The sequence below is a fragment of the Acidiphilium sp. 20-67-58 genome (genome assembly GCF_002255515.1).
In the GTDB taxonomy this organism is placed as follows: Bacteria; Pseudomonadota; Alphaproteobacteria; order Acetobacterales; family Acetobacteraceae; genus Acidiphilium.
Map to the genome: position 1 here is coordinate 39,375 of NZ_NCAS01000002.1, position 17,516 is coordinate 56,890.

A 17,516-nucleotide genomic window follows, 5' to 3' on the forward strand; every position below is an offset into this window, starting at 1 on the left:
GCGTCGCCGCGTGGGGCGAACACGATGGATGATGGTCTCGGCCTGCTGATCGAGGCGTGCCAGAGGCAGGATGCGGCCGCGCTGCGGGAACTCTACCGGCGCATGTCGCCTGTCATGCTTGGCGTGGCGCTGCGGCTGCTGCGAGATCGCCTGCTGGCCGAAGACGTGTTGCAGGAGGCGTTCCTGCAGATCTGGCGCAATGCATCGCGTTTCGATCGCGCGCGGGGTTCGGCGCGGGCCTGGATGATCGGGATCGTGCGCTACCGGGCGCTTGACCGGCTCGATAGCGAGCGGCGGTTGCCGGTCACCGGTGATGAAATTCCTGATATTGCCGCCGAAGAGGGTATCGCCGTCGAGGATGGCCGGGCGCTCGCCGGCTGTCTGGCCACGCTGCCCGAGCACTGGCGGCAGATGGTTCTGCTGTCCTATGTCGAGGGCTATTCCCACAGCGAGATCGCAGCGCGCACCGACACGCCGCTGGGAACAGTCAAAAGCTGGATCGTGAGATCGCTCGACGCGCTGAAGAGGTGTCTCGAACAATGAGCGACGCACCGGATTTCGGAGCAGATCGGGCGGGACTTTATGTTCTTGGCCTTCTGCGCGGCGAAGAGCGGCGGGATTTCGAGGTCGCGTGCGCGCGCGATCCGGCGCTGGCGGCCGAGGTGGCGGCCTGGGAGGAACGGCTGCTGCCATTGGCGCTCGCGGTGCCGCCAGTAGATCCGGGGCCGGCGGTATGGGCGGCCATCGAGCGCGCGACGAGCCCGCGCGCGGCCATACCCGTCCGGCGGAACCGCCTGCGCGAGATCTGGGACAATCTGTTCGTCTGGCGGGGTATCGCCCTCGCTGGCGCGGTGGCGGCGGCGTTGGTGCTCATGTTGCCGCGCGGGGCGACGGGGCCGGCAATGGTCGCGGTGCTGTCGGCGAAGTCGGGCCCGGTGTTCACCGTGGCGATGAAGACGAACGGAGCGCTGAACATCGCGCCGGTGGGGCGTGCTGCGCCGCCGGCTGGCAAGGTCTGGCAGCTCTGGGCGGTGGGCAAGGGCGAGGCGCCGGTGCCGATCGGCTTCGTGCAGGCGGGGGCGACAAGGCTACCGGCGAACGACGTTCCCGCGCGGCTGCGCCGGGCGCATACGCTGATCGCGGTGACGGTCGAGCCGCCTGGCGGTTCGCCCACCGGCAAGCCGACCATGCCGATCGTCTTCGCCGGGCCGCTGCTTCCGGTGGCGCCGACAACGTCCTGATATCCGGCCGGATCAGAGATCGAGGCTGATTTGCTCCGGCGGCGCCCGCTCGGCTTCGGGGCGGACGCCGAGCGTGCCGTCGCTGAAATGCAGCACGAGGCTGCGCTTCGATCCGGCGTCGCGTCGCGTGGTGACGGGATCGCCGGACGGGGTCGCCACCATCACGAAGCCGCGCGCGAGTGTCGCGTGATAGGACAGGGCTTCGAGACGCGCGGCGAGCGCGCCGAGGCGGAGCCGGTTTTCGCGCAGCAGGCCGGGGGCCGGGGCGGCGAGGCGCTGGCCAAGCAGGGCGAGGCTGTGGCGGCGAGCGGCGATGATCTCGCGCGGATGCACGAGGCGGGCGGCGACTTCCCGCGCCTTGGCTCGCTTTGCGGCAACAAGGTGGGGCAAGGCGAGGGCGAGGCGCTCGCCGCGATCATCCAGTCGCTGGCGGGCGGTGCCGATCATCGAGGGCAGGTCGGGGAGGGCAGCGGCAGCGCGATCGAGCCGCAGGCGGACCGACTGGGTGACACGGGTGAGCGCGCCGGTCAGCCGCGCGCCGCTCTGCGCGAGATCGGCGGCCAGCGCCATGCGGTCGGGCACGGCGAGTTCGGCGGCGGCGGTGGGGGTCGGCGCACGGCGGTCGGAGGCGAAGTCGATCAGCGTCGTGTCGGTCTCGTGGCCGACGGCGGAGATCAGCGGGATCGGGCAGGACGCGGCGGCGCGGACCACCTCCTCGTCGTTGAAGGCCATCAGGTCCTCGAGCGAGCCGCCGCCGCGGGCGACGATCAGAACATCTGGCCGCGGCACCTCACCGCCTTCCGGCAGCGCGCCGAAGCCACGGATGGCGGCGGCGATCTGGGCGCCGGCGGTCTCGCCCTGGACGGCGACAGGCCAGAGGATGATGCGGCTGGGAAAGCGGCGGGCGATGGTGGTGCGGATGTCCTGGATCACGGCACCCTGGGGCGAGCTGACGACGCCGACGATGCGCGGCAGCAGAGGCAGGGCGCGCTTGCGGGTGGCGTCGAACAGGCCTTCCTCGGTCAGGCGCAGGCGCAGCTTCTCGATGCGGGCGAGCAGCGCGCCCTCGCCGGCATAGTCCAGTCGCTCGATGATGAGCTGGTATTCCGAGCGCTCGGGATAGGTGGTGATGCGGCCGGTGGCGATGACCTCGACGCCGTTCTCCGGCTTCAGCCCGAGTCGCGCGGCATTGCCGCGCCAGATGATCGCCCGGATCTTCGCCCCCTCGTCCTTCAGGGCCATGTAGGTGTGGCCGGAGGCGTAGGTCTTCATCTCGGTGATCTCGCCGCGCACGCGCACGCGGCCGAAAGCGGTCTCGACCGTGCGTTTGACCGCGCCGGCGAGTTCGGAAACGGTGAGTTCGGGAAGGTTGCCGGTGGCGGCGTCAGCAGTTTCGCTCATGGCGGCGGACTATGCTAAGCGCGCGCCGGTTGCACAAGCTCATGGGGGTTGATCATGCGGGTTCTGGTTGTCGGCGGCGGCGGGCGCGAGCATGCGCTGGCGTGGAAGCTCGCGCAGAGCCCGGTGCTGGAGAAACTCTTCGTTGCGCCGGGGAATCCGGGCATGGAATCGTTGGCCGAATGCGTGGGGATCGGTGCAGAGGAGATCGACGCGCTCGTCGAGTTCGCGCGGGCGGAGCGGATCGACCTCGTGCTGCCGGGGCCGGAGGCGCCGCTGGCGCTCGGCCTCGCGGATCGTCTGGCGGCAGCGGGAATCCCCTGTTTCGGCCCGACGGAGGTGGCGGCGCGGCTCGAATCCTCGAAGCGGTTCACCAAGGAAATCTGCGATGAGGCGGGGATTCCGACGGCCGCCTGGGCGAGCTTTACCGATGCCGACGCGGCGCGCGCCTATCTCGACGAGCATCCGGCGCCGATCGTGATCAAGGCGGATGGGCTTGCGGCGGGCAAGGGCGTGGTGGTCGCCGCGACCGACGCCGAGGCGCGCGAGGCCGTCGCGGCGATGCTCGAAGGCGGGCTGCACGGCGCCTCGGGTGCTGAGATCGTGATCGAGGAATGCCTGATCGGCACCGAGATCTCTCTGTTCGCGATCTGCGATGGCGAGACCGCGCTGTTCTGCGGCACCGCTTCCGACCACAAGCGGGTAGGCGATGGCGATACCGGGCCCAATACTGGCGGAATGGGCGCGATCGCGCCGCCGCCGGCGGCCTCGGAGGCGGTGATCGGCGCGGCGATGGAGCGGATCGTCCGCCCGGCGCTGCGGACGATGGCGCGGCGCGGGGCGCCGTTCCGCGGGTTCCTGTTCGCGGGATTGATGCTGACCGCCTCCGGCCCCAGGCTGATCGAGTTCAACGTGCGGTTCGGTGATCCGGAATGCGAGACGCTGCTGCCGCTGCTGAAGACCGACCTGCTGCCGGTGCTGGCCGATGCGGCGCGGGGGCGTCTCGATGCTGAAACCCGGCTCGACTGGCGGGACGGCGCCGCGGCAACCGTGGTGATGGCGGCGAAAGGCTATCCCGGCGCCTATGAGAAGGGCCACAAGATCGACCTGACCGGCGCGGCCGGTTTGCCGGAGACGACGGTGTTTCAGGCGGGCACGGCGCGGCGCGACGGATCGCTGGTAAGTGCCGGCGGGCGGGTGCTGGCGGTGACGGCGACGGGCGATGACCTGCGTGAGGCGATCGACCGCGCCTATGTCGCGGTGCGGCGGATCGGCTTTCCCGGCGGATTCTGCCGCCGGGATATCGGCGCCAAGGCGGTATAGAGCATCATCCGATCAGATGGCGTCATCTGATCGGATAAAGATGCTCTGCTTGTCGATGTGGTAGAGCATCATCCGATCAGATGGCGTCATCTGATCGGATAAAGATGCTCGGCTTATCAATCTGGTAGAGCATCATCCGATCCATCATGATCGGAAGTGCTCTGACCACTCAGGCGGCGCGGCGTTCGCTGCGCACCGCCGCGGCGAGGGCGGCGACATCGTCTAGCACTGCCTCGACGATGGCGGGCGGCGCCTTGCCCTCCGCATCGAGGCCGGCAGCGAGCTTGTCGATCAGGGCCGAGGCGACCACGGCCGCATCGGCGAACCGTGCGACCGTTGCGGCCTGGGCGGGGGTGCGGACGCCGAAGCCGACGGCGATCGGCAGGTCCGTCGCCTTGCGGACGCGCGGGATGTCGCGGGCGAGGTCCTCGGCCGAGGCGGTGCGGGTTCCGGTGATGCCGGTGATCGAGACGTAATAGACGAAGCCTGAGGAGTCGTTGAGCACGACGGGCAGGCGCTCGTCTGTCGTGGTGGGGGCGACGAGGCGAATCAGGTCGATGCGGTGCTGGCGCAGATGCGGCAGCAGCAGATCCGCCTCCTCGGTCGGCAGGTCGACGACGATCATGCCATCGACGCCGGCGGCGGCGGCATCGGCGGTGAAGCGCTCGACGCCGTAGGAGAGGATGGGGTTGAGATAGCCCATCAGGATCAGCGGCACGGTGTCGTTGGCTGCGCGGAAGTCGCGCACCAGGCCGAGCGTCCCGGCGAGGGTGGCGCCGGCGCGCAGTGCCCGTCGGCCAGCCTGTTGGATGGTCGGGCCATCGGCCATCGGGTCGGTGAAGGGCATGCCGATCTCGATCAGGTCGGCACCGCGGGCAGCCATGCCGGCGAGAAGGGTGGCGGAGGTTTCGCGATCGGGGTCGAACGCCTCGACAAAGGGGATCAGGCCCGCCCGGCCCTCATCGCGGAGGCGGGCGAAGGTGTCGGCGATGCGGCTCAAATCTGTTCTCCGAGATGGCGGGCGACGGTGAAAATGTCCTTGTCGCCGCGACCGCAGAGATTCATCAGGATGATGCTCTCCTTGTCCATGCCGGGGGCGATCTTCGCGACATGGGCGAGGGCGTGCGAGGGTTCGAGGGCGGGGATGATGCCCTCGGTGCGGCAGCAGAGCTGGAAGGCGGCGAGGGCTTCGTCGTCGGTCACGGAGACGTATTCGACGCGGCCGATGTCATGCAGGTAGGAATGTTCGGGGCCGATTCCCGGATAGTCTAGCCCGGCGGAGATCGAGTGGGCCTCGAGAATCTGGCCGTCATCGTCCTGGAGCAGGTAGGTGCGGTTGCCGTGCAGCACGCCGGGGCGGCCGCGCGAGAGCGAGGCGGCGTGCTCGCCCGAATCGAGACCGCGCCCTGCGGCCTCGACGCCGATCAGCTTCACCTGTTCGTCGAGGAACGCATGGAACAGGCCGATCGCGTTCGATCCGCCACCGATCGCCGCGATCGCGACATCCGGCAGGCGGCCTTCGGCCTCCATCATCTGGGCGTGGGCCTCGACGCCGATGACCGACTGGAAGTCCCGCACCATGGCGGGATAGGGGTGCGGACCGGCGGCGGTCCCGATGATGTAGAACGTGTCGCGCACATTCGCGACCCAGTCGCGCAGCGCTTCGTTCATCGCGTCCTTCAGCGTCGCCGCGCCGGAGGTGACGGGACGGATCTCAGCGCCGAGCAGTTTCATGCGGAAGACGTTGGGCTGCTGCCGCTCGACATCCGTGGCGCCCATGTAAACGATACAGGGCAGGCCGAAGAGGGCGGCGACGGTCGCGGTGGCGACGCCGTGCTGGCCGGCGCCGGTCTCGGCGATGATGCGGGTCTTGCCCATGCGCTTGGCGAGCAGGATCTGGCCGATGCAATTGTTGATCTTGTGCGCGCCCGTATGGTTGAGCTCGTCGCGCTTGAAATAGATTTTCGCGCCGCCGAGTTCCCTGGTCAGCCGTTCGGCGAACCAGAGCGGGCTGGGCCGGCCGACGTAATGCTGCAGGTAATACTGGAATTCCCGCATGAAATCGGGATCATCCTTCGCCGCCTCATAGGCCGCTTCCAGCTCGAGGATCAGCGGCATCAGGGTTTCGGCGACAAATCTGCCGCCGAACTCGCCGAAGCGGCCGCGATCGTCGGGCAGGGTGCGCAGGGAATTGGGTATCGGCTTGTTCATGCTGGCTCTCCGTCCTGCACGGATAGCCGATATGTCAGGCAGATGAAACCGGATCAGGTCTCCAATTCGGTATCCCAGTAGAGAAAGTCGCGCCAGCTTTCGTGCAGGTAGTTGGGCGGGAAGGCGCGGCCGCGATCCTGCAGCTCCCAGCTGTTCGGCCGGCGCGGCGTTTCATAGGGGAACATGTGGCATTCGCGGGGGAGTTTCGAGCCCTTGCGCAGGTTGCACGCACCGCAGGCGGTGACGACGTTCTCCCAGGTGGTGCGGCCGCCGCGGGCGCGCGGGATGACATGGTCGAAGGTCAGCTCCGGCGCTGGCAGGCGGTTGTGGCAATACTGGCAGGTAAAGCCGTCGCGCAGAAACACGTTGAAGCGGGTGAAGGCCGGCTGCCGCAGGCCGGGGACGAAATCCTTCAGCGCGATGACCGATGGCAGGCGCATCGCCGCGGAGACGGAGTGCACCTCGTGCTCGTATTCCGACAGGACGGAGACACGATCGAGGAACACGGCCTTTACAGCATCCTGCCAGGACCAGAGCGACAACGGAAAATAGGAGAGCGGACGGAAATCCGCATTCAGGACGAGTGCGGGAAAATTCTGCCCGCCGTCAGGCATTACTGAACCGCTCCCAGAAGGGCGACCAGATCAACCGGCCGGCCTTGGACTGGAAACGCCCTGCAATGAACTGCGTCGAATCCATGTGAAGGAATATGCCGCCAAGTCTGCGGCGCTGCAAGCGCGGGTTTCGCAATGTCAACAGCTTGTCACGCGGGCGAGGCCGGGGCGGCGAAGGCGCGCTGGAGCGTGAGGGCGCCGAGCGAGAGGCCGGAATCGTCGATTCCGTGGGCGAGTTTCGGAACGAAGAGGCTCTCGACCGGCACGCCGGCGGCGCGCAAGGCGGTCTCGGCGTCGCGCGAGCGGGAGGGGGGCACGATCTCGTCGATCTCGCCATGCACGAGCAGGACCGGCGGGCGGCCGGCGATCTCGGCCGGCAGCGATTCGGGGGCGAGCAGCGCGCCGGAATAGGCGAGAATAGCTCTCGGCGGCACCGCCCGGCGCAGGCCGGTGAACAGCACGGTCATCGCACCCTGGCTGAATCCCATCAGCGCATAGGCATCCGCCGGAAGGCCAAGACGGGCGAGTTCGGCATCGATGAACGGATCGAGCGCCGCACGGGCCCGGCGCACACCGCCGCCGAGCGCGTGCGGGTCGAGCGTGCCGATCGGGAACCATTGGCGGCCGAAGGGGGCAAGGTCGAACGGGTCGGGCGCGTGCGGGGCGACAAAGGCGGCATCGGGGATCGCGCGGGCCCAATAGGGCGCGAGGTCGATCAGGTCGTTGCCATCGGCGCCGACGCCATGGCACAGCACCACCAATTGCCGCGCCTTGCCGCCGTTTGCCGGGCCCCAGCGCGGTCCGTCCAGTTCAGCCATGAAGTCCTGCTCCTTGCATTTGCGGGGGAGCGTATCATCGTGGAGGCCGATGTCCATCGTCACCCGTTTCGCGCCGAGCCCGACCGGCTACCTGCATCTCGGCCACGCGGCCTCGGCCTTTGCCGGATACGACCTGGCGCGTGGGGCAGGCGGGCGGTTCCTGCTGCGGCTCGAGGATATCGATGCCGGGCGTTGCCGGCCCGGATTCGCCGAGGCGATCCTGGAGGATCTGACCTGGCTCGGCCTGGGCTGGGATGGCGAGGTACGGGTGCAATCGGCGCATTTCGACGCGTATCGGGCGGTGCTGGCGCGGCTGGAGGCGATGGGGCTGCTATATCGGTGTTTCTGCACGCGGGCGGCGATTGCCGCCGCCCTCGGCGCGCCGCACGGCGTGGAGGCGGCCTATCCCGGCACTTGCCGCGGGCTCGACCCGGCAGAGGCAGACGCGCGGGCGGCGCAAGGCGAGCCCTATGCGCTGCGACTGCGGGTTGACCGGGCCGCGACGATCGCAGGGCGGCTGCGCTATCACGAGGCGGCGGAAGGCTGGGTGGAGGCCGATCCGCTGCCGCATGGCGATGTGGTGCTGGCGCGCAAGGACGTGCCGGCGAGCTATCATCTCTGCGTCTGTCATGACGATGCGTTGCAGGGTGTGACGCATGTGACGCGGGGCGAGGATCTGCGGGCTGCGACGGATATTCATGTGCTGCTGCAGGCGCTGCTGGGTTGGCCGCATCCGGCCTATGCCCATCACCCGCTGATTCGCGACGCGGCGGGGCGGCGGCTGGCCAAGCGCGACCGGGCGACGACATTGCGCAATCTCAGGGAAAGTGGCGCCACGCCTGCGCAAATCCGCGAGATGGTCTCTTGCCGGATCGGTGATCTCGCCTCACTCTAGACATCATGAAGCGTCTTCTGATTCTGGTCCCGACCGCCGGCACGGCCCTCGCGCTTGGCCTGCTGCTTTCCACGCCACCGGCTCATGCCGTGCCGACGCCGCCCGCGATCGCGCAGGTGGCCCGTGCGGCGCTTCCCGCGGTCGTCGATGTCGAAAGCATCGATCCCTCGAAGGCCAAGGGTGAAAAGCCCGAGGCAATCCCGACGCCCGACCAGGGGGCCGCGGCGCATTCAGAGCCACAGCAAGCGGATACGAACACCCTCATCGTTCCGCCAAAGGCGGAACAGGCGCTTGGGACGGGGTTCTTCATCAGCCCGGATGGCTACATCGTGACCAATCACCACGTCATCGCAGGGGCGAGCGAAATCAAGGTGACGATGCACGATGGCTCGATCTTCACCGCGAAGCTGATCGGTTCGGACAAGAAGGCCGATCTCGCGGTATTGAAGATCGACGCGCATCGTCCTGTGCCCTTCCTGCATTTCGGCAACAGCTCGCGCCTCGATCTCGGTGACTGGGTGGTGGCGATCGGCAATCCGTTCGGCCTCGGCTTCAGCGTGTCGGCAGGGGTGGTGAGCGCGCTGCACCGCGATATCGGTTCGGGGCCGTATGACGATTTCATCCAGACCGACGCGGCCATCAACCGGGGTAATTCGGGCGGACCGCTGCTGGATGCGAAAGGGCGCGTGGTGGGTGTCGATTCGGCGATTTACTCGCCCTCTGGCGGTTCGGTCGGGATCGGGTTCGCGATCCCGTCCAGCATGGTCAGGCCGGTGGCAGCAGCGATCATTGCCAAGGGCGCGATGAAGCGCGGCTGGGCCGGGCTGCGGATCGAGCATGTGTCGGAGGAGATGAAAACGGCGTGGCGCCTGCCCTCGACCGATGGCGTGGTGATCGGCGGTGTCGTGGCTGGCGGGCCTGCCGCCGGCAAGCTCGGCCCGGGTGACGTCGTCACGGCGGTCAATGGCCGGAAAGTCACCACCGTACATGATTTCAGGGTCTCGCTGGCGGAGATCCCGGTCGGGCATGAGGCGAGGATGACCTTTGTACGCGGTGGCAAGACCGAAGATGCGGCGATCACCATTGCGGCACCCCCCCAGCATCGCGGCAAGGCCGGAAAGGCGCATTTTCAGACCGCGATGCCGATGCTCAAGCCGACCGACATTCCAGCACTCGGCATTGGTGTTGCGACCCATCCCGGCGGGGCGGGGGTGATCGTTGTGACGGTTGCAAAGGATGGCCCCGCGGCGCGGGCCGGGCTCGCGCCGGATACGCTGATCGAGGCGGTCGGTCCGCATTTCGTGACGACCAGTGCGGCGTTGCAGCAGGGCGTGAAGGCCAGCGGCGATGCCGTGCCCTTGCTGGTCGATGGGCCGCAGGGTGCGAGCTGGATCGTTGTGCCGGTGGGTACGGCGCACGGCTGAAAGCGCGGTCCGGCCAGACGATTCATACGTCTGGCCGGATGAGGCCCTTAGTTCGCGCGGGGAGCGAACCCCGCGGCCTCGATGCCGGCGACGGCACAGGCCTCGTCATTGTCCGAGGTATCCCCCGAAATCCCGACCGCGCCGAGCACCGCGCCATCGGCGGTAACCAGAACGCCACCGGGCACCGGCACCATGCGCCCGCCGGTTGCCGCAGCGAGGCCGGTGATGAAGCCGGCGCCGCCAGCGTTCCAGCGATCGAACAGCATGCGCGAGCCAGCACCGACGCCGAGGCCGCCCCAGGCCTTGCCGGTGGCGATCTCGACGCGGGCGATGCCAGAGCCATCCTCGCGGGCGAGCGCGACCATATGGCCCCCGGCATCAAGCACGACCACGGTCAGGGGGGCGAGGCCGAGGTCGCGGCCTTTGGCGCGGGCGGCCTCGATGATGCGGTTGGCGGCTTCAAGCGTGAGACGGGGCATGCGATTTCTCCGTTGGACGAGTTTACGCCGGGGTTTTCGCGGTGACCGGCCGCGAAGTCCAGACCGGGTGATACAAAAACCGCGGCCGGAGGGGCTTCTCCGGCCGCGGGTCTGTCAGTCTGGCTTCTTGTCGGGCTTATTTCGAATTCGGCACCTTCACGAAGCTCGGGAATTTCGGCTGCGCATTGGCCAGCTTGGCGGGCCAGATCACCTTCTGCTCGCCATCCTGCCATTGCAGGTCGACCCAGCGCATGTGACCCTTGCCATAGACCGTCCCGTTGGCAAAGCGCGCCTTCGGCCCGTTGAACTGCATCCGCCCCTCGGTGCCGATCCGGTCGGTCTTGGCGAGGGCGGCAACCAGCGGTCCCGCCTTGGTCGATTTCGCCCGCTCGATCGCATCGGCGAGGGCATACATCGCGTCATAGGTGGTGAAACCGGTATAGGCCGGCGAGGTGTGGAATTTCGCCTGATACGCGTTCATGAAAGGTTGCGTCTTCGGCGTGATCGCGATGCCGGCGGCGGCTGGCGCGATCGTGATGACACCCTGCGTTGCCCCGCTTGTCGCCTTCCAGAACGTCGTCGACGTCGCTTGGGAGCTGATGCCCATCAGCGGGATCGGCACGTTCTGCTCGGCCCATTGCGTTGTCGGCTTGGCGCCGGCATGCGCCCATCCGGTGATGATCACGTCCGGGTGCATCGCCTCGATCTTCTGATAGATCGGGGTGAAATCCGTGGTATCCGGCGCGAAGCGGAGATCCTTCAGTACCTTGAGACCGACCTTGGGCAGGCACTTGTTGAAGCCGGCATCGAGCGGCAGGGTCCAGGCGGCGTCCTCGCTCATCACCACGGCGGTCTTCATGTGCAGCTTGCCGACGAGGACGGATTTCGCGGCGTCGCAGATGTTCTGCGCCAGTTCGGCGGAGTTCTCGTTCGGCTCGAAGATGTATTTATGCTGAGCGTAGTTCGCATGTACGAATTCGGTGAGCTTGTTCGAGGCCGCACCGGTGATGAGGAAGGGCTCGTGCATGCGCGCCGCCCAGGGCTCGAGTGCCAGGCCGACCTCACTAGTGAAATCGCCGACGACGGCCACCGCATGATCCTGCCGTACCATGCGCTGGAACGAGCGGATGGCGTCGGTCGTGGAGTTGTGATTGTCCTCGATGACGAGCTTGATCGACCGGCCGTTCACACCGCCCTTGGCATTGATTTCCGCAGCGGCGAGGGTCGCGCCGTCGGCGATCGAGCGGCCGGGAATCGAGCCGAGCCAGGCGGTGATCCCGACCACGATCGGCTTCGGGTTGGCTTGGGCCAGCAACGGGAGCCCTGTCAGTGCGGCGACAGCGAGCATACCCACGGATTTGCGCCGTAACCGGCGCCCTGTTCCAGAATTCATGTTTCTCTCCCCTGTCAGGTGACCGGCTTGGACGCCGGTCAGGGAAGACTGTGCCGAAACATGAGCCCTTTGCAACCCTTCATGCCTGCCGGGGCAAGCGGCTGGCGTAGCCTAGCCTAGCTTAGAGCATCATCCGATCAGATGGAATCATCTGATCGGATAAAGATGCTCGACTTATCAATATGATAGAGCACTACATCCGATCCAATCGGATCGGAAAGGGCCCTATCCTCGGCACAGAGTTCGATCCGTGATGTACAGGTGACGGCGACCACCGGCCTTGCTTCCGGAAAGGTGAGAAACTGCCGTGCCTCGCCTTCGAGGGTGAGTTGTTCGCGCAGCAGGCGCCATTCCAGACGATCGGTATCCTCGATGAACATTGCGAGAATGCCTGGACGGGCGCCGGTCAGCCGCGCGGGGGCAAGCGCGGCAAGACGATGACGCATCGCCACCGCCACCTCATTCTCGCTGCCGGCGCGGGCAGCGAGCACAAAAACGCCCTGGCCGTCGCCGGTCACGGCAAGGTTCGCCTCAGGGCCGAATTCGTGCCGCAACCGGTTCATCAGCCCGTTCTCGTTGGCCTGCGCTGCGGCCAGCATGAGCGGATCGAGACGCAGGACCGCCGCTTCGTCCTGATCCGACCGCTTCGCGCCGGTGAGCATTTCATTGATGCGGCGATGCAGTTCGGCGAGGGTGGTGGTACCATCCGGCTCGACGACGCGCAGGCCGCGCGGCAGTGTCATTTTCAGAAGATAGCGACCAGGATGGGCGGATAGCCATGTCTGCAGATCCGGATCGATCCGATCCATCAACTGCATCCACGCGGCGCGATGGACGAGGCGGCCGGCCTCTGCGGAGAGCGTGTCGCAAACAATTTCAACCGCTGTATCTTCGCGCGTTGCGAGGAGGTCATACGTGGTGGCGTCCTCCAGCCCCGCGAATTCGACCTCAAACCCCATCGCGCGATGCCGCTCTGCGGTGTCATGGAGATGCAGCAACGGGATCAGCGTTCCATCCGTCGCAAGGGCGGCGGCAAGGGCGGCGTCAAACCTCTCCTGTCCGGATTTGCCGAGCCCTGCCGCGAGGAATTGAAGAGCCGCCACGCGGCCGGCGAGCACCTGATCGGCCGGCGAGAGCGGGAGATCCCGGACAACCTTCTCGGCGGCGAATTCGGCCGCATGGCGCAGCACAACAAGGCGCCCATAGCGCGGGCTTGCCGCAGCCTCGTCACGCAGACGACCGATCCTGGCAGACCAGGATTTTCGCCCGGCGCGATCGATCAGGGCGACAATCTGCTTTCGGGTTGCGGCCGGTGCGCGTGAATTGTTCATAAGCAAAGTGTCTACCTCACGCGCCGGCGGGCCGCCATCACTTTTTTGCCAGAGCATCAATATGATAGCGCTCGCCATCCGATCCTGATGGATCGGAAAGTGCTCCAGAGCATCATCCGATCAGATGGCGTTATCTGATCGGATAAAGATGCTCTGTTTATCAATAGGATAGAGCACTACTTCCGATCCGAAAGGATCGGAAAGTGCTCTAGCGGCAGGTGACCTGAGCCGGTATCGCCGCACTGCGCGCGGTGCAGCAGGAGCTGGTCGGCCAGCACGCAAGCCATCATCGCCTCGCCCACCGGCACAGCACGGATGCCGACGCAGGGATCGTGCCGCCCCTTGGTCTGGATGTCGACCTCGTCGCCGTCGGAATCGACGCTGTGTACCGGGGTGAGAATCGAACTGGTCGGCTTCACCGCGAAACGGACGATGACGGGCTGGCCAGTCGAGATGCCGCCGAGCACGCCGCCGGCGTGATTGGCGAGGAAGCGGACCGTGCCGTCCTCGTTCATGCGCATCTCGTCCGCGTTCTGCTCGCCACGCAGGGCGGCGGCGGCGAAACCGTCGCCGATTTCCACGCCCTTGACCGCGTTGATGCTCATCATCGCCGCCGCGAGATCGGCATCGAGCTTGGCATAGACCGGCGCTCCGAGGCCGGGGGACACGCCCTCGGCAACGACCTCGACCACGGCACCGAGCGAGGAGCCGGCCTTACGCACGGCATCGAGCTCGTCGGCCCATTCCTTTGCGGCAACCGGGTCGGGGCAGAAGAAGGCGTTGCGGTCGACCTCGTCCCAGTCGAAACGGGCGCGGTCGATCACATGCTTGCCCATCTGCACGAGCGCGCCCCTGATTTGCACGCGTGCGCCCAGGATCTTGCGCGCGATGGCGCCGGCGGCAACGCGGGATGCGGTTTCCCTGGCCGATGAGCGGCCGCCGCCGCGCGGATCACGGATCCCGTATTTCCAGTGATAGGCGATGTCGGCATGGCCGGGGCGGAAACGATCGGCGATGTTGGCGTAGTCCTGCGAGCGCTGGTCGGTGTTCTCGATCTGCAGGGCGATTGGTGTGCCAGTGGTCATGCCGCCATGTACGCCCGAGAGTATGCGGACGATGTCCGGCTCGCGGCGCTGGGTGGTGAAGCGGGACTGGCCGGGCCGCCGGCGATCGAGAAAGGGCTGGATGTCCGCTTCCGAGAGCTGGATGCGCGGCGGCACGCCGTCGACGACGCAGCCGATCGCTGGGCCGTGGCTTTCGCCCCAGGTGGTGACGCGGAAGAGATGGCCGAAACTGTTGTACGACATGCCGGTTTATAGGCGCTGGCGGCGGTGTTTCGCTAGAGCATCCGTATCCGATCGGATGGAAGCCTCTGATCGGATACGGATGCTTTGATAACCAATCAGATAGGGCAGGGCATCCGATCCGGATGGATCGGAACGTGCTGCAGTCTCCGCCGGCCGCCCGGTGCGGCCGGCGAAGGGTCGGTCAAAGCCCGAGGCCGAGTTGCGGACGCAAGGCGGCGAGGAGCGAGTCGGCCAGCGCGTCGGGGTCTGCCGTTGTGGTGCGGAGGTGGAACTCCGGCGCTTCCGGCGGCTCGTAGGGGCTGTCGATGCCGGTGAAGTTGCGGATCTCGCCGGCATCCGCCTTGCGGTAGAGCCCCTTCGGATCGCGCTCGCGGCAGACCTCGATCGGCGTGTCGACAAAAACCTCGTGGAACAGCCCCGGCTCGACGAGTTCGCGCGCCATGTTTCGCTCGGCGCGGAAGGGCGAGATGAAGCTGACCAGCACGATCATGCCGGCATCGGCGAACAGCTTCGCCACCTCGGCGACGCGGCGGATGTTCTCCACCCGGTCGGTATCGGTGAAGCCGAGATCGCGGTTGAGCCCGTGGCGCACATTGTCGCCATCGAGCAGGTAAGTATGCACGCCGAGCAGGTGCAGCTTTGTTTCCAGCGCGTTGGCGATGGTCGACTTGCCCGAGCCGGACAGGCCGGTGAACCAGAGAATCGCCGGGCGGTGGCCGTTCAGCGCCTCGCGGGCGGTGCGGTCGATGGTCAGTGCCTGGCGGTGGATGTTGCTCGCGCGGCGCAGCGGATGGCGGATCATGCCGGCGGCGACGGTGGCGTTGGTCATCCGGTCGATCAGGATGAAGGCGCCGGTGCGCGGGTTCAGCGTGTAGGGGTCGAAGGCGACCGGCGTGGCGAGGGCGACATTGACCGAGCCGACCTCGTTAAGCATGAGGGACTCGGCGGCGAGTTCGTCGAAATTGTTGACGTTGACCTTGTGCTTGATGCGCGAGACGACGCCGGAGACGGTCGCGGTGCCGAGCTTCACGATGTAGGGCCGGCCGGCGAAGAGCGGCGCCTCGCCCATCCAGACAAGGTCGGCGGCGAACTGGTCGGCAACATCCGGCCGGGCGCCGGGGCTGGCGAGCATATCGCCACGCGAGAGATCGACCTCGTCGGCGAGGGTGAGGGTGACGGCCTCGCCGGCGCGGGCGGCGGGGCGGTCGCCATCGGCGGTGACGATGCGGGCGATGCGGGTGAGCTGGCCTGAGGCTGCAACCAACACCTCGTCGCCCGGCCTGATCTCGCCACCGGCGAGCGTGCCGGCATAGCCGCGGAAATCGGCGTCTGGCCGGTTGACCCATTGCACGGGGAAGCGGAACGGCCCGGCGCCGGTGCCGCCTGGCTCGATGGTTTCCAGATGCTCGAGCAGGGTCGGGCCGTCATGCCAGGTCATGCGCGCGCTGCGATGGACGACATTGTCGCCATGGCGGGCGGAGAGCGGGATCGGGGTGATCGTCTCGAAATGGAACCGCGCGGCAAGGGCGCGGAACTCCTCGGCGATGGCGTCGAAGCGCGCCTGGTCAAACCCGATCAGGTCGATCTTGTTCACCGCAAGGACGATGTGGCGGATGCCGAGCAGGTCGGCGATGAAGGCGTGCCGGCGGGTCTGGGTCAGCAGGCCCTGGCTGGCATCGACGAGCAGGATGGCGAGCTGCGCGGTCGAGGCGCCTGTGGCCATGTTGCGGGTATACTGCTCGTGGCCGGGCGTGTCGGCGATGATGAACTTGCGCCGTTTCGTCGCCATGAAGCGGTAGGCGACGTCGATCGTGATGCCCTGCTCGCGCTCGGCTTCCAGCCCGTCGACGAGGAGGGCGTAGTCGATATTGGCGCCGTCGGTGCCGTATTTCCGTGAATCGCGTTCGAGGGCAGCGCGCTGGTCGTCGGGGATGTTGTCGGTGTCGAACAGCAGCCGGCCGATCAGGGTCGACTTGCCGTCATCCACCGAGCCGCAGGTCAGCAGGCGCAGCAGCGAGCGGGAAGCGGTCATGCTCATCGCGTTCATCAGAAATATCCCTCGCGCTTCTTCTTTTCCATCGCCGCGGCATCGTCGTGGTCGATCAGCCGTCCCTGGCGCTCGGACATCCGCGAGGCGCGCATTTCGGCGAGTACCGCATCGAGGGTTTCGGCATCGGATTCGATCGCGGCGGTCAGCGGATAGCAGCCGAGTGTGCGGAAGCGGACCTTGCGCAGCTGCGGCACCTCGCCGGGCCGGAGCGGCAGGCGGTCGTCATCGACCATCAGGAGCTGGCCGCCGCGTTCGACCACCGGGCGCTCCTTCGCGAAATAGAGCGGCACGACGGGAATATTCTCGCGGGCGATGTAGTTCCAGATATCCGCCTCGGTCCAGTTCGAGAGCGGAAAGACGCGCATGGTCTGGCCGGGGGCGAGGCGGGTGTTGAACAGGTTCCAGATTTCCGGCCGCTGCGCCTTCGGATCCCAGCCATGGCCGGCGGTACGAACCGAGAAGATGCGTTCCTTGGCGCGGGATTTTTCCTCGTCGCGCCGGGCGCCGCCAAAGGCCGCGTCGAACTGCAACTCGTCGAGCCCGGCCTTGAGCGTTTCGGTCTTCATCACCTGGGTGTAGGTCGAGGCGCCGTAGTCGAACGGGTTCACACCGCGAGCGGCGGCCTCGGCATTGTGGCGGACGATGAGATCGAGGCCGAGGCGCTGCACCGTTTCGTCGCGGAAACGGATCATCTCGCGGAATTTCCAGCCGGTATCGACGTGCATCAGCGGGAAGGGCGGTTTCGCCGGGTAGAATGCCTTCATCGCGAGATGCAGCATCACCGAGCTGTCCTTGCCGATCGAATAGAGCATGACCGGGTTGCGGAACCCCGCTGCGGTCTCGCGGATGATCTCGATGCTTTCCGCCTCGAGTGCCGCGAGATCGGCATCCAGCGTGGCGGTCATAGTCTCTGTCGCGCTCATGACGGGCCTCGTTTCCGTAAGGAATAACCTTTGGAAAACAGAAACGCCCCCGGCTCGCAAGAGCCGGGGGCGAATTGAGCAGAAACCGGTTTCCGGATGGCCCGCGCGG

At 67.0% G+C, this 17,516-nt stretch carries 17 protein-coding genes; 6 read left to right on the forward strand and 11 right to left on the reverse strand.

The window, feature by feature from the left end:
• The first annotated feature begins 24 nt into the window (after nucleotides 1-24).
• Together B7Z76_RS01145 and B7Z76_RS01150 are read left to right on the forward strand one after the other, a co-directional pair.
• On the forward strand, nucleotides 25-543 hold the full coding sequence (locus B7Z76_RS01145) for a sigma-70 family RNA polymerase sigma factor (protein ID WP_291341731.1): 519 nt from the start codon (nucleotides 25-27) through the stop codon (nucleotides 541-543).
• Nucleotides 540-1,241, forward strand: coding sequence for an anti-sigma factor domain-containing protein (locus B7Z76_RS01150; protein WP_291341732.1), 702 nt, complete (start codon nucleotides 540-542; stop codon nucleotides 1,239-1,241). The genes B7Z76_RS01145 and B7Z76_RS01150 overlap by 4 nt, the downstream gene beginning before the upstream one ends.
• A gap of 12 nt (nucleotides 1,242-1,253) precedes the next feature.
• Here B7Z76_RS01150 and xseA read toward each other — a convergent pair whose 3' ends face one another.
• A complete protein-coding gene (xseA, locus tag B7Z76_RS01155; RefSeq protein WP_174502432.1) occupies nucleotides 1,254-2,642 on the reverse strand; it encodes an exodeoxyribonuclease VII large subunit in 1,389 nt (462 codons plus the stop codon).
• A 54-nt stretch (nucleotides 2,643-2,696) separates the two neighbouring features.
• Here xseA and purD point away from each other — a divergent pair, with 54 nt between their 5' ends.
• Complete coding sequence (gene purD, locus B7Z76_RS01160) at nucleotides 2,697-3,962, forward strand: phosphoribosylamine--glycine ligase (RefSeq protein ID WP_174502431.1); 1,266 nt, start codon at nucleotides 2,697-2,699, stop codon at nucleotides 3,960-3,962.
• A gap of 169 nt (nucleotides 3,963-4,131) precedes the next feature.
• Here the strand turns inward: purD and trpA are convergent, their stop codons facing one another.
• The 4 genes from trpA to B7Z76_RS01180 form a co-directional block, all read right to left on the reverse strand.
• Nucleotides 4,132-4,962 (reverse strand): tryptophan synthase subunit alpha, encoded by an 831-nt coding sequence (trpA, locus tag B7Z76_RS01165; protein WP_174502430.1) that lies wholly within the window; start codon nucleotides 4,960-4,962, stop codon nucleotides 4,132-4,134.
• Nucleotides 4,959-6,173: a tryptophan synthase subunit beta gene (gene trpB, locus B7Z76_RS01170; protein ID WP_174502429.1), complete on the reverse strand. Its 1,215-nt coding sequence runs from the start codon at nucleotides 6,171-6,173 to the stop codon at nucleotides 4,959-4,961. Before trpB ends, trpA begins: the two co-directional genes overlap by 4 nt.
• 53 nt (nucleotides 6,174-6,226) lie before the next feature.
• On the reverse strand, nucleotides 6,227-6,787 hold the full coding sequence (locus tag B7Z76_RS01175) for an HNH endonuclease (RefSeq protein ID WP_174502428.1): 561 nt from the start codon (nucleotides 6,785-6,787) through the stop codon (nucleotides 6,227-6,229).
• 149 nt (nucleotides 6,788-6,936) lie between these two features.
• Nucleotides 6,937-7,605, reverse strand: a complete 669-nt coding sequence (locus B7Z76_RS01180) for an alpha/beta hydrolase (RefSeq protein ID WP_174502427.1) — start codon at nucleotides 7,603-7,605, stop codon at nucleotides 6,937-6,939.
• A 49-nt stretch (nucleotides 7,606-7,654) separates the two neighbouring features.
• On the opposite strand from B7Z76_RS01180, the gene gluQRS reads away from it, so the two are divergent.
• The gene (gluQRS, locus tag B7Z76_RS01185) at nucleotides 7,655-8,500 is read left to right on the forward strand and encodes a tRNA glutamyl-Q(34) synthetase GluQRS (RefSeq protein WP_291341733.1); all 846 of its coding nucleotides are present in this window, start codon (nucleotides 7,655-7,657) and stop codon (nucleotides 8,498-8,500) included.
• Nucleotides 8,501-8,505: 5 nt separating this feature from the next.
• Entirely contained in the window at nucleotides 8,506-9,924 is a 1,419-nt protein-coding gene (locus B7Z76_RS01190; RefSeq protein ID WP_291341734.1) for a trypsin-like peptidase domain-containing protein, read from the forward strand.
• 47 nt (nucleotides 9,925-9,971) lie between these two features.
• Here B7Z76_RS01190 and B7Z76_RS01195 read toward each other — a convergent pair whose 3' ends face one another.
• The 3 genes from B7Z76_RS01195 to B7Z76_RS01205 all read right to left on the reverse strand — a co-directional run bounded on the left by B7Z76_RS01195 (nucleotide 9,972) and on the right by B7Z76_RS01205 (nucleotide 12,539).
• Nucleotides 9,972-10,403 (reverse strand): heme-binding protein, encoded by a 432-nt coding sequence (locus B7Z76_RS01195; protein ID WP_174502424.1) that lies wholly within the window; start codon nucleotides 10,401-10,403, stop codon nucleotides 9,972-9,974.
• A gap of 136 nt (nucleotides 10,404-10,539) precedes the next feature.
• Nucleotides 10,540-11,751 carry an ABC transporter substrate-binding protein gene (locus B7Z76_RS01200; protein ID WP_236656499.1) on the reverse strand — a complete coding sequence of 404 codons (1,212 nt, stop codon included), beginning with the start codon at nucleotides 11,749-11,751 and terminating at the stop codon, nucleotides 10,540-10,542.
• Between the two features lie 182 nt (nucleotides 11,752-11,933).
• Complete coding sequence (locus B7Z76_RS01205; RefSeq protein WP_291341735.1) at nucleotides 11,934-12,539, reverse strand: hypothetical protein; 606 nt, start codon at nucleotides 12,537-12,539, stop codon at nucleotides 11,934-11,936.
• A gap of 87 nt (nucleotides 12,540-12,626) precedes the next feature.
• Between B7Z76_RS01205 and B7Z76_RS01210 the strand changes: the two genes are divergently transcribed.
• Entirely contained in the window at nucleotides 12,627-13,118 is a 492-nt protein-coding gene (locus tag B7Z76_RS01210) for a hypothetical protein (protein ID WP_291341736.1), read from the forward strand.
• Nucleotides 13,119-13,303: 185 nt separating this feature from the next.
• On the opposite strand, the gene aroC is transcribed toward B7Z76_RS01210, so the two are convergent.
• From aroC to cysD, 3 genes are all read right to left on the reverse strand, one after another.
• Nucleotides 13,304-14,434, reverse strand: a complete 1,131-nt coding sequence (gene aroC / locus B7Z76_RS01215; RefSeq protein ID WP_174502421.1) for a chorismate synthase — start codon at nucleotides 14,432-14,434, stop codon at nucleotides 13,304-13,306.
• Between the two features lie 181 nt (nucleotides 14,435-14,615).
• Nucleotides 14,616-16,481: a sulfate adenylyltransferase subunit CysN gene (cysN, locus tag B7Z76_RS01220; RefSeq protein ID WP_291341737.1), complete on the reverse strand. Its 1,866-nt coding sequence runs from the start codon at nucleotides 16,479-16,481 to the stop codon at nucleotides 14,616-14,618.
• The gene (cysD, locus tag B7Z76_RS01225) at nucleotides 16,481-17,407 is read right to left on the reverse strand and encodes a sulfate adenylyltransferase subunit CysD (protein ID WP_174502418.1); all 927 of its coding nucleotides are present in this window, start codon (nucleotides 17,405-17,407) and stop codon (nucleotides 16,481-16,483) included. Before cysD ends, cysN begins: the two co-directional genes overlap by 1 nt.
• Nucleotides 17,408-17,516: the final 109 nt, after the last annotated feature.

Coding starts and splice junctions, on each gene's coding strand:
- B7Z76_RS01145 (WP_291341731.1), top strand. CDS start 25: ATGGATGATGGTCTCGGCCTGCTGATCGAGGCGTGCCAGAGGCAGGAT.
- B7Z76_RS01150 (WP_291341732.1), top strand. CDS start 540: ATGAGCGACGCACCGGATTTCGGAGCAGATCGGGCGGGACTTTATGTT.
- xseA (WP_174502432.1), bottom strand. CDS start 2,642: ATGAGCGAAACTGCTGACGCCGCCACCGGCAACCTTCCCGAACTCACC.
- purD (WP_174502431.1), top strand. CDS start 2,697: ATGCGGGTTCTGGTTGTCGGCGGCGGCGGGCGCGAGCATGCGCTGGCG.
- trpB (WP_174502429.1), bottom strand. CDS start 6,173: ATGAACAAGCCGATACCCAATTCCCTGCGCACCCTGCCCGACGATCGC.
- B7Z76_RS01175 (WP_174502428.1), bottom strand. CDS start 6,787: ATGCCTGACGGCGGGCAGAATTTTCCCGCACTCGTCCTGAATGCGGAT.
- B7Z76_RS01180 (WP_174502427.1), bottom strand. CDS start 7,605: ATGGCTGAACTGGACGGACCGCGCTGGGGCCCGGCAAACGGCGGCAAG.
- gluQRS (WP_291341733.1), top strand. CDS start 7,655: ATGTCCATCGTCACCCGTTTCGCGCCGAGCCCGACCGGCTACCTGCAT.
- B7Z76_RS01190 (WP_291341734.1), top strand. CDS start 8,506: ATGAAGCGTCTTCTGATTCTGGTCCCGACCGCCGGCACGGCCCTCGCG.
- B7Z76_RS01195 (WP_174502424.1), bottom strand. CDS start 10,403: ATGCCCCGTCTCACGCTTGAAGCCGCCAACCGCATCATCGAGGCCGCC.
- B7Z76_RS01200 (WP_236656499.1), bottom strand. CDS start 11,751: ATGCTCGCTGTCGCCGCACTGACAGGGCTCCCGTTGCTGGCCCAAGCC.
- B7Z76_RS01205 (WP_291341735.1), bottom strand. CDS start 12,539: ATGACACTGCCGCGCGGCCTGCGCGTCGTCGAGCCGGATGGTACCACC.
- B7Z76_RS01210 (WP_291341736.1), top strand. CDS start 12,627: ATGGACGAGGCGGCCGGCCTCTGCGGAGAGCGTGTCGCAAACAATTTC.
- aroC (WP_174502421.1), bottom strand. CDS start 14,434: ATGTCGTACAACAGTTTCGGCCATCTCTTCCGCGTCACCACCTGGGGC.
- cysN (WP_291341737.1), bottom strand. CDS start 16,481: ATGAACGCGATGAGCATGACCGCTTCCCGCTCGCTGCTGCGCCTGCTG.
- cysD (WP_174502418.1), bottom strand. CDS start 17,407: ATGAGCGCGACAGAGACTATGACCGCCACGCTGGATGCCGATCTCGCG.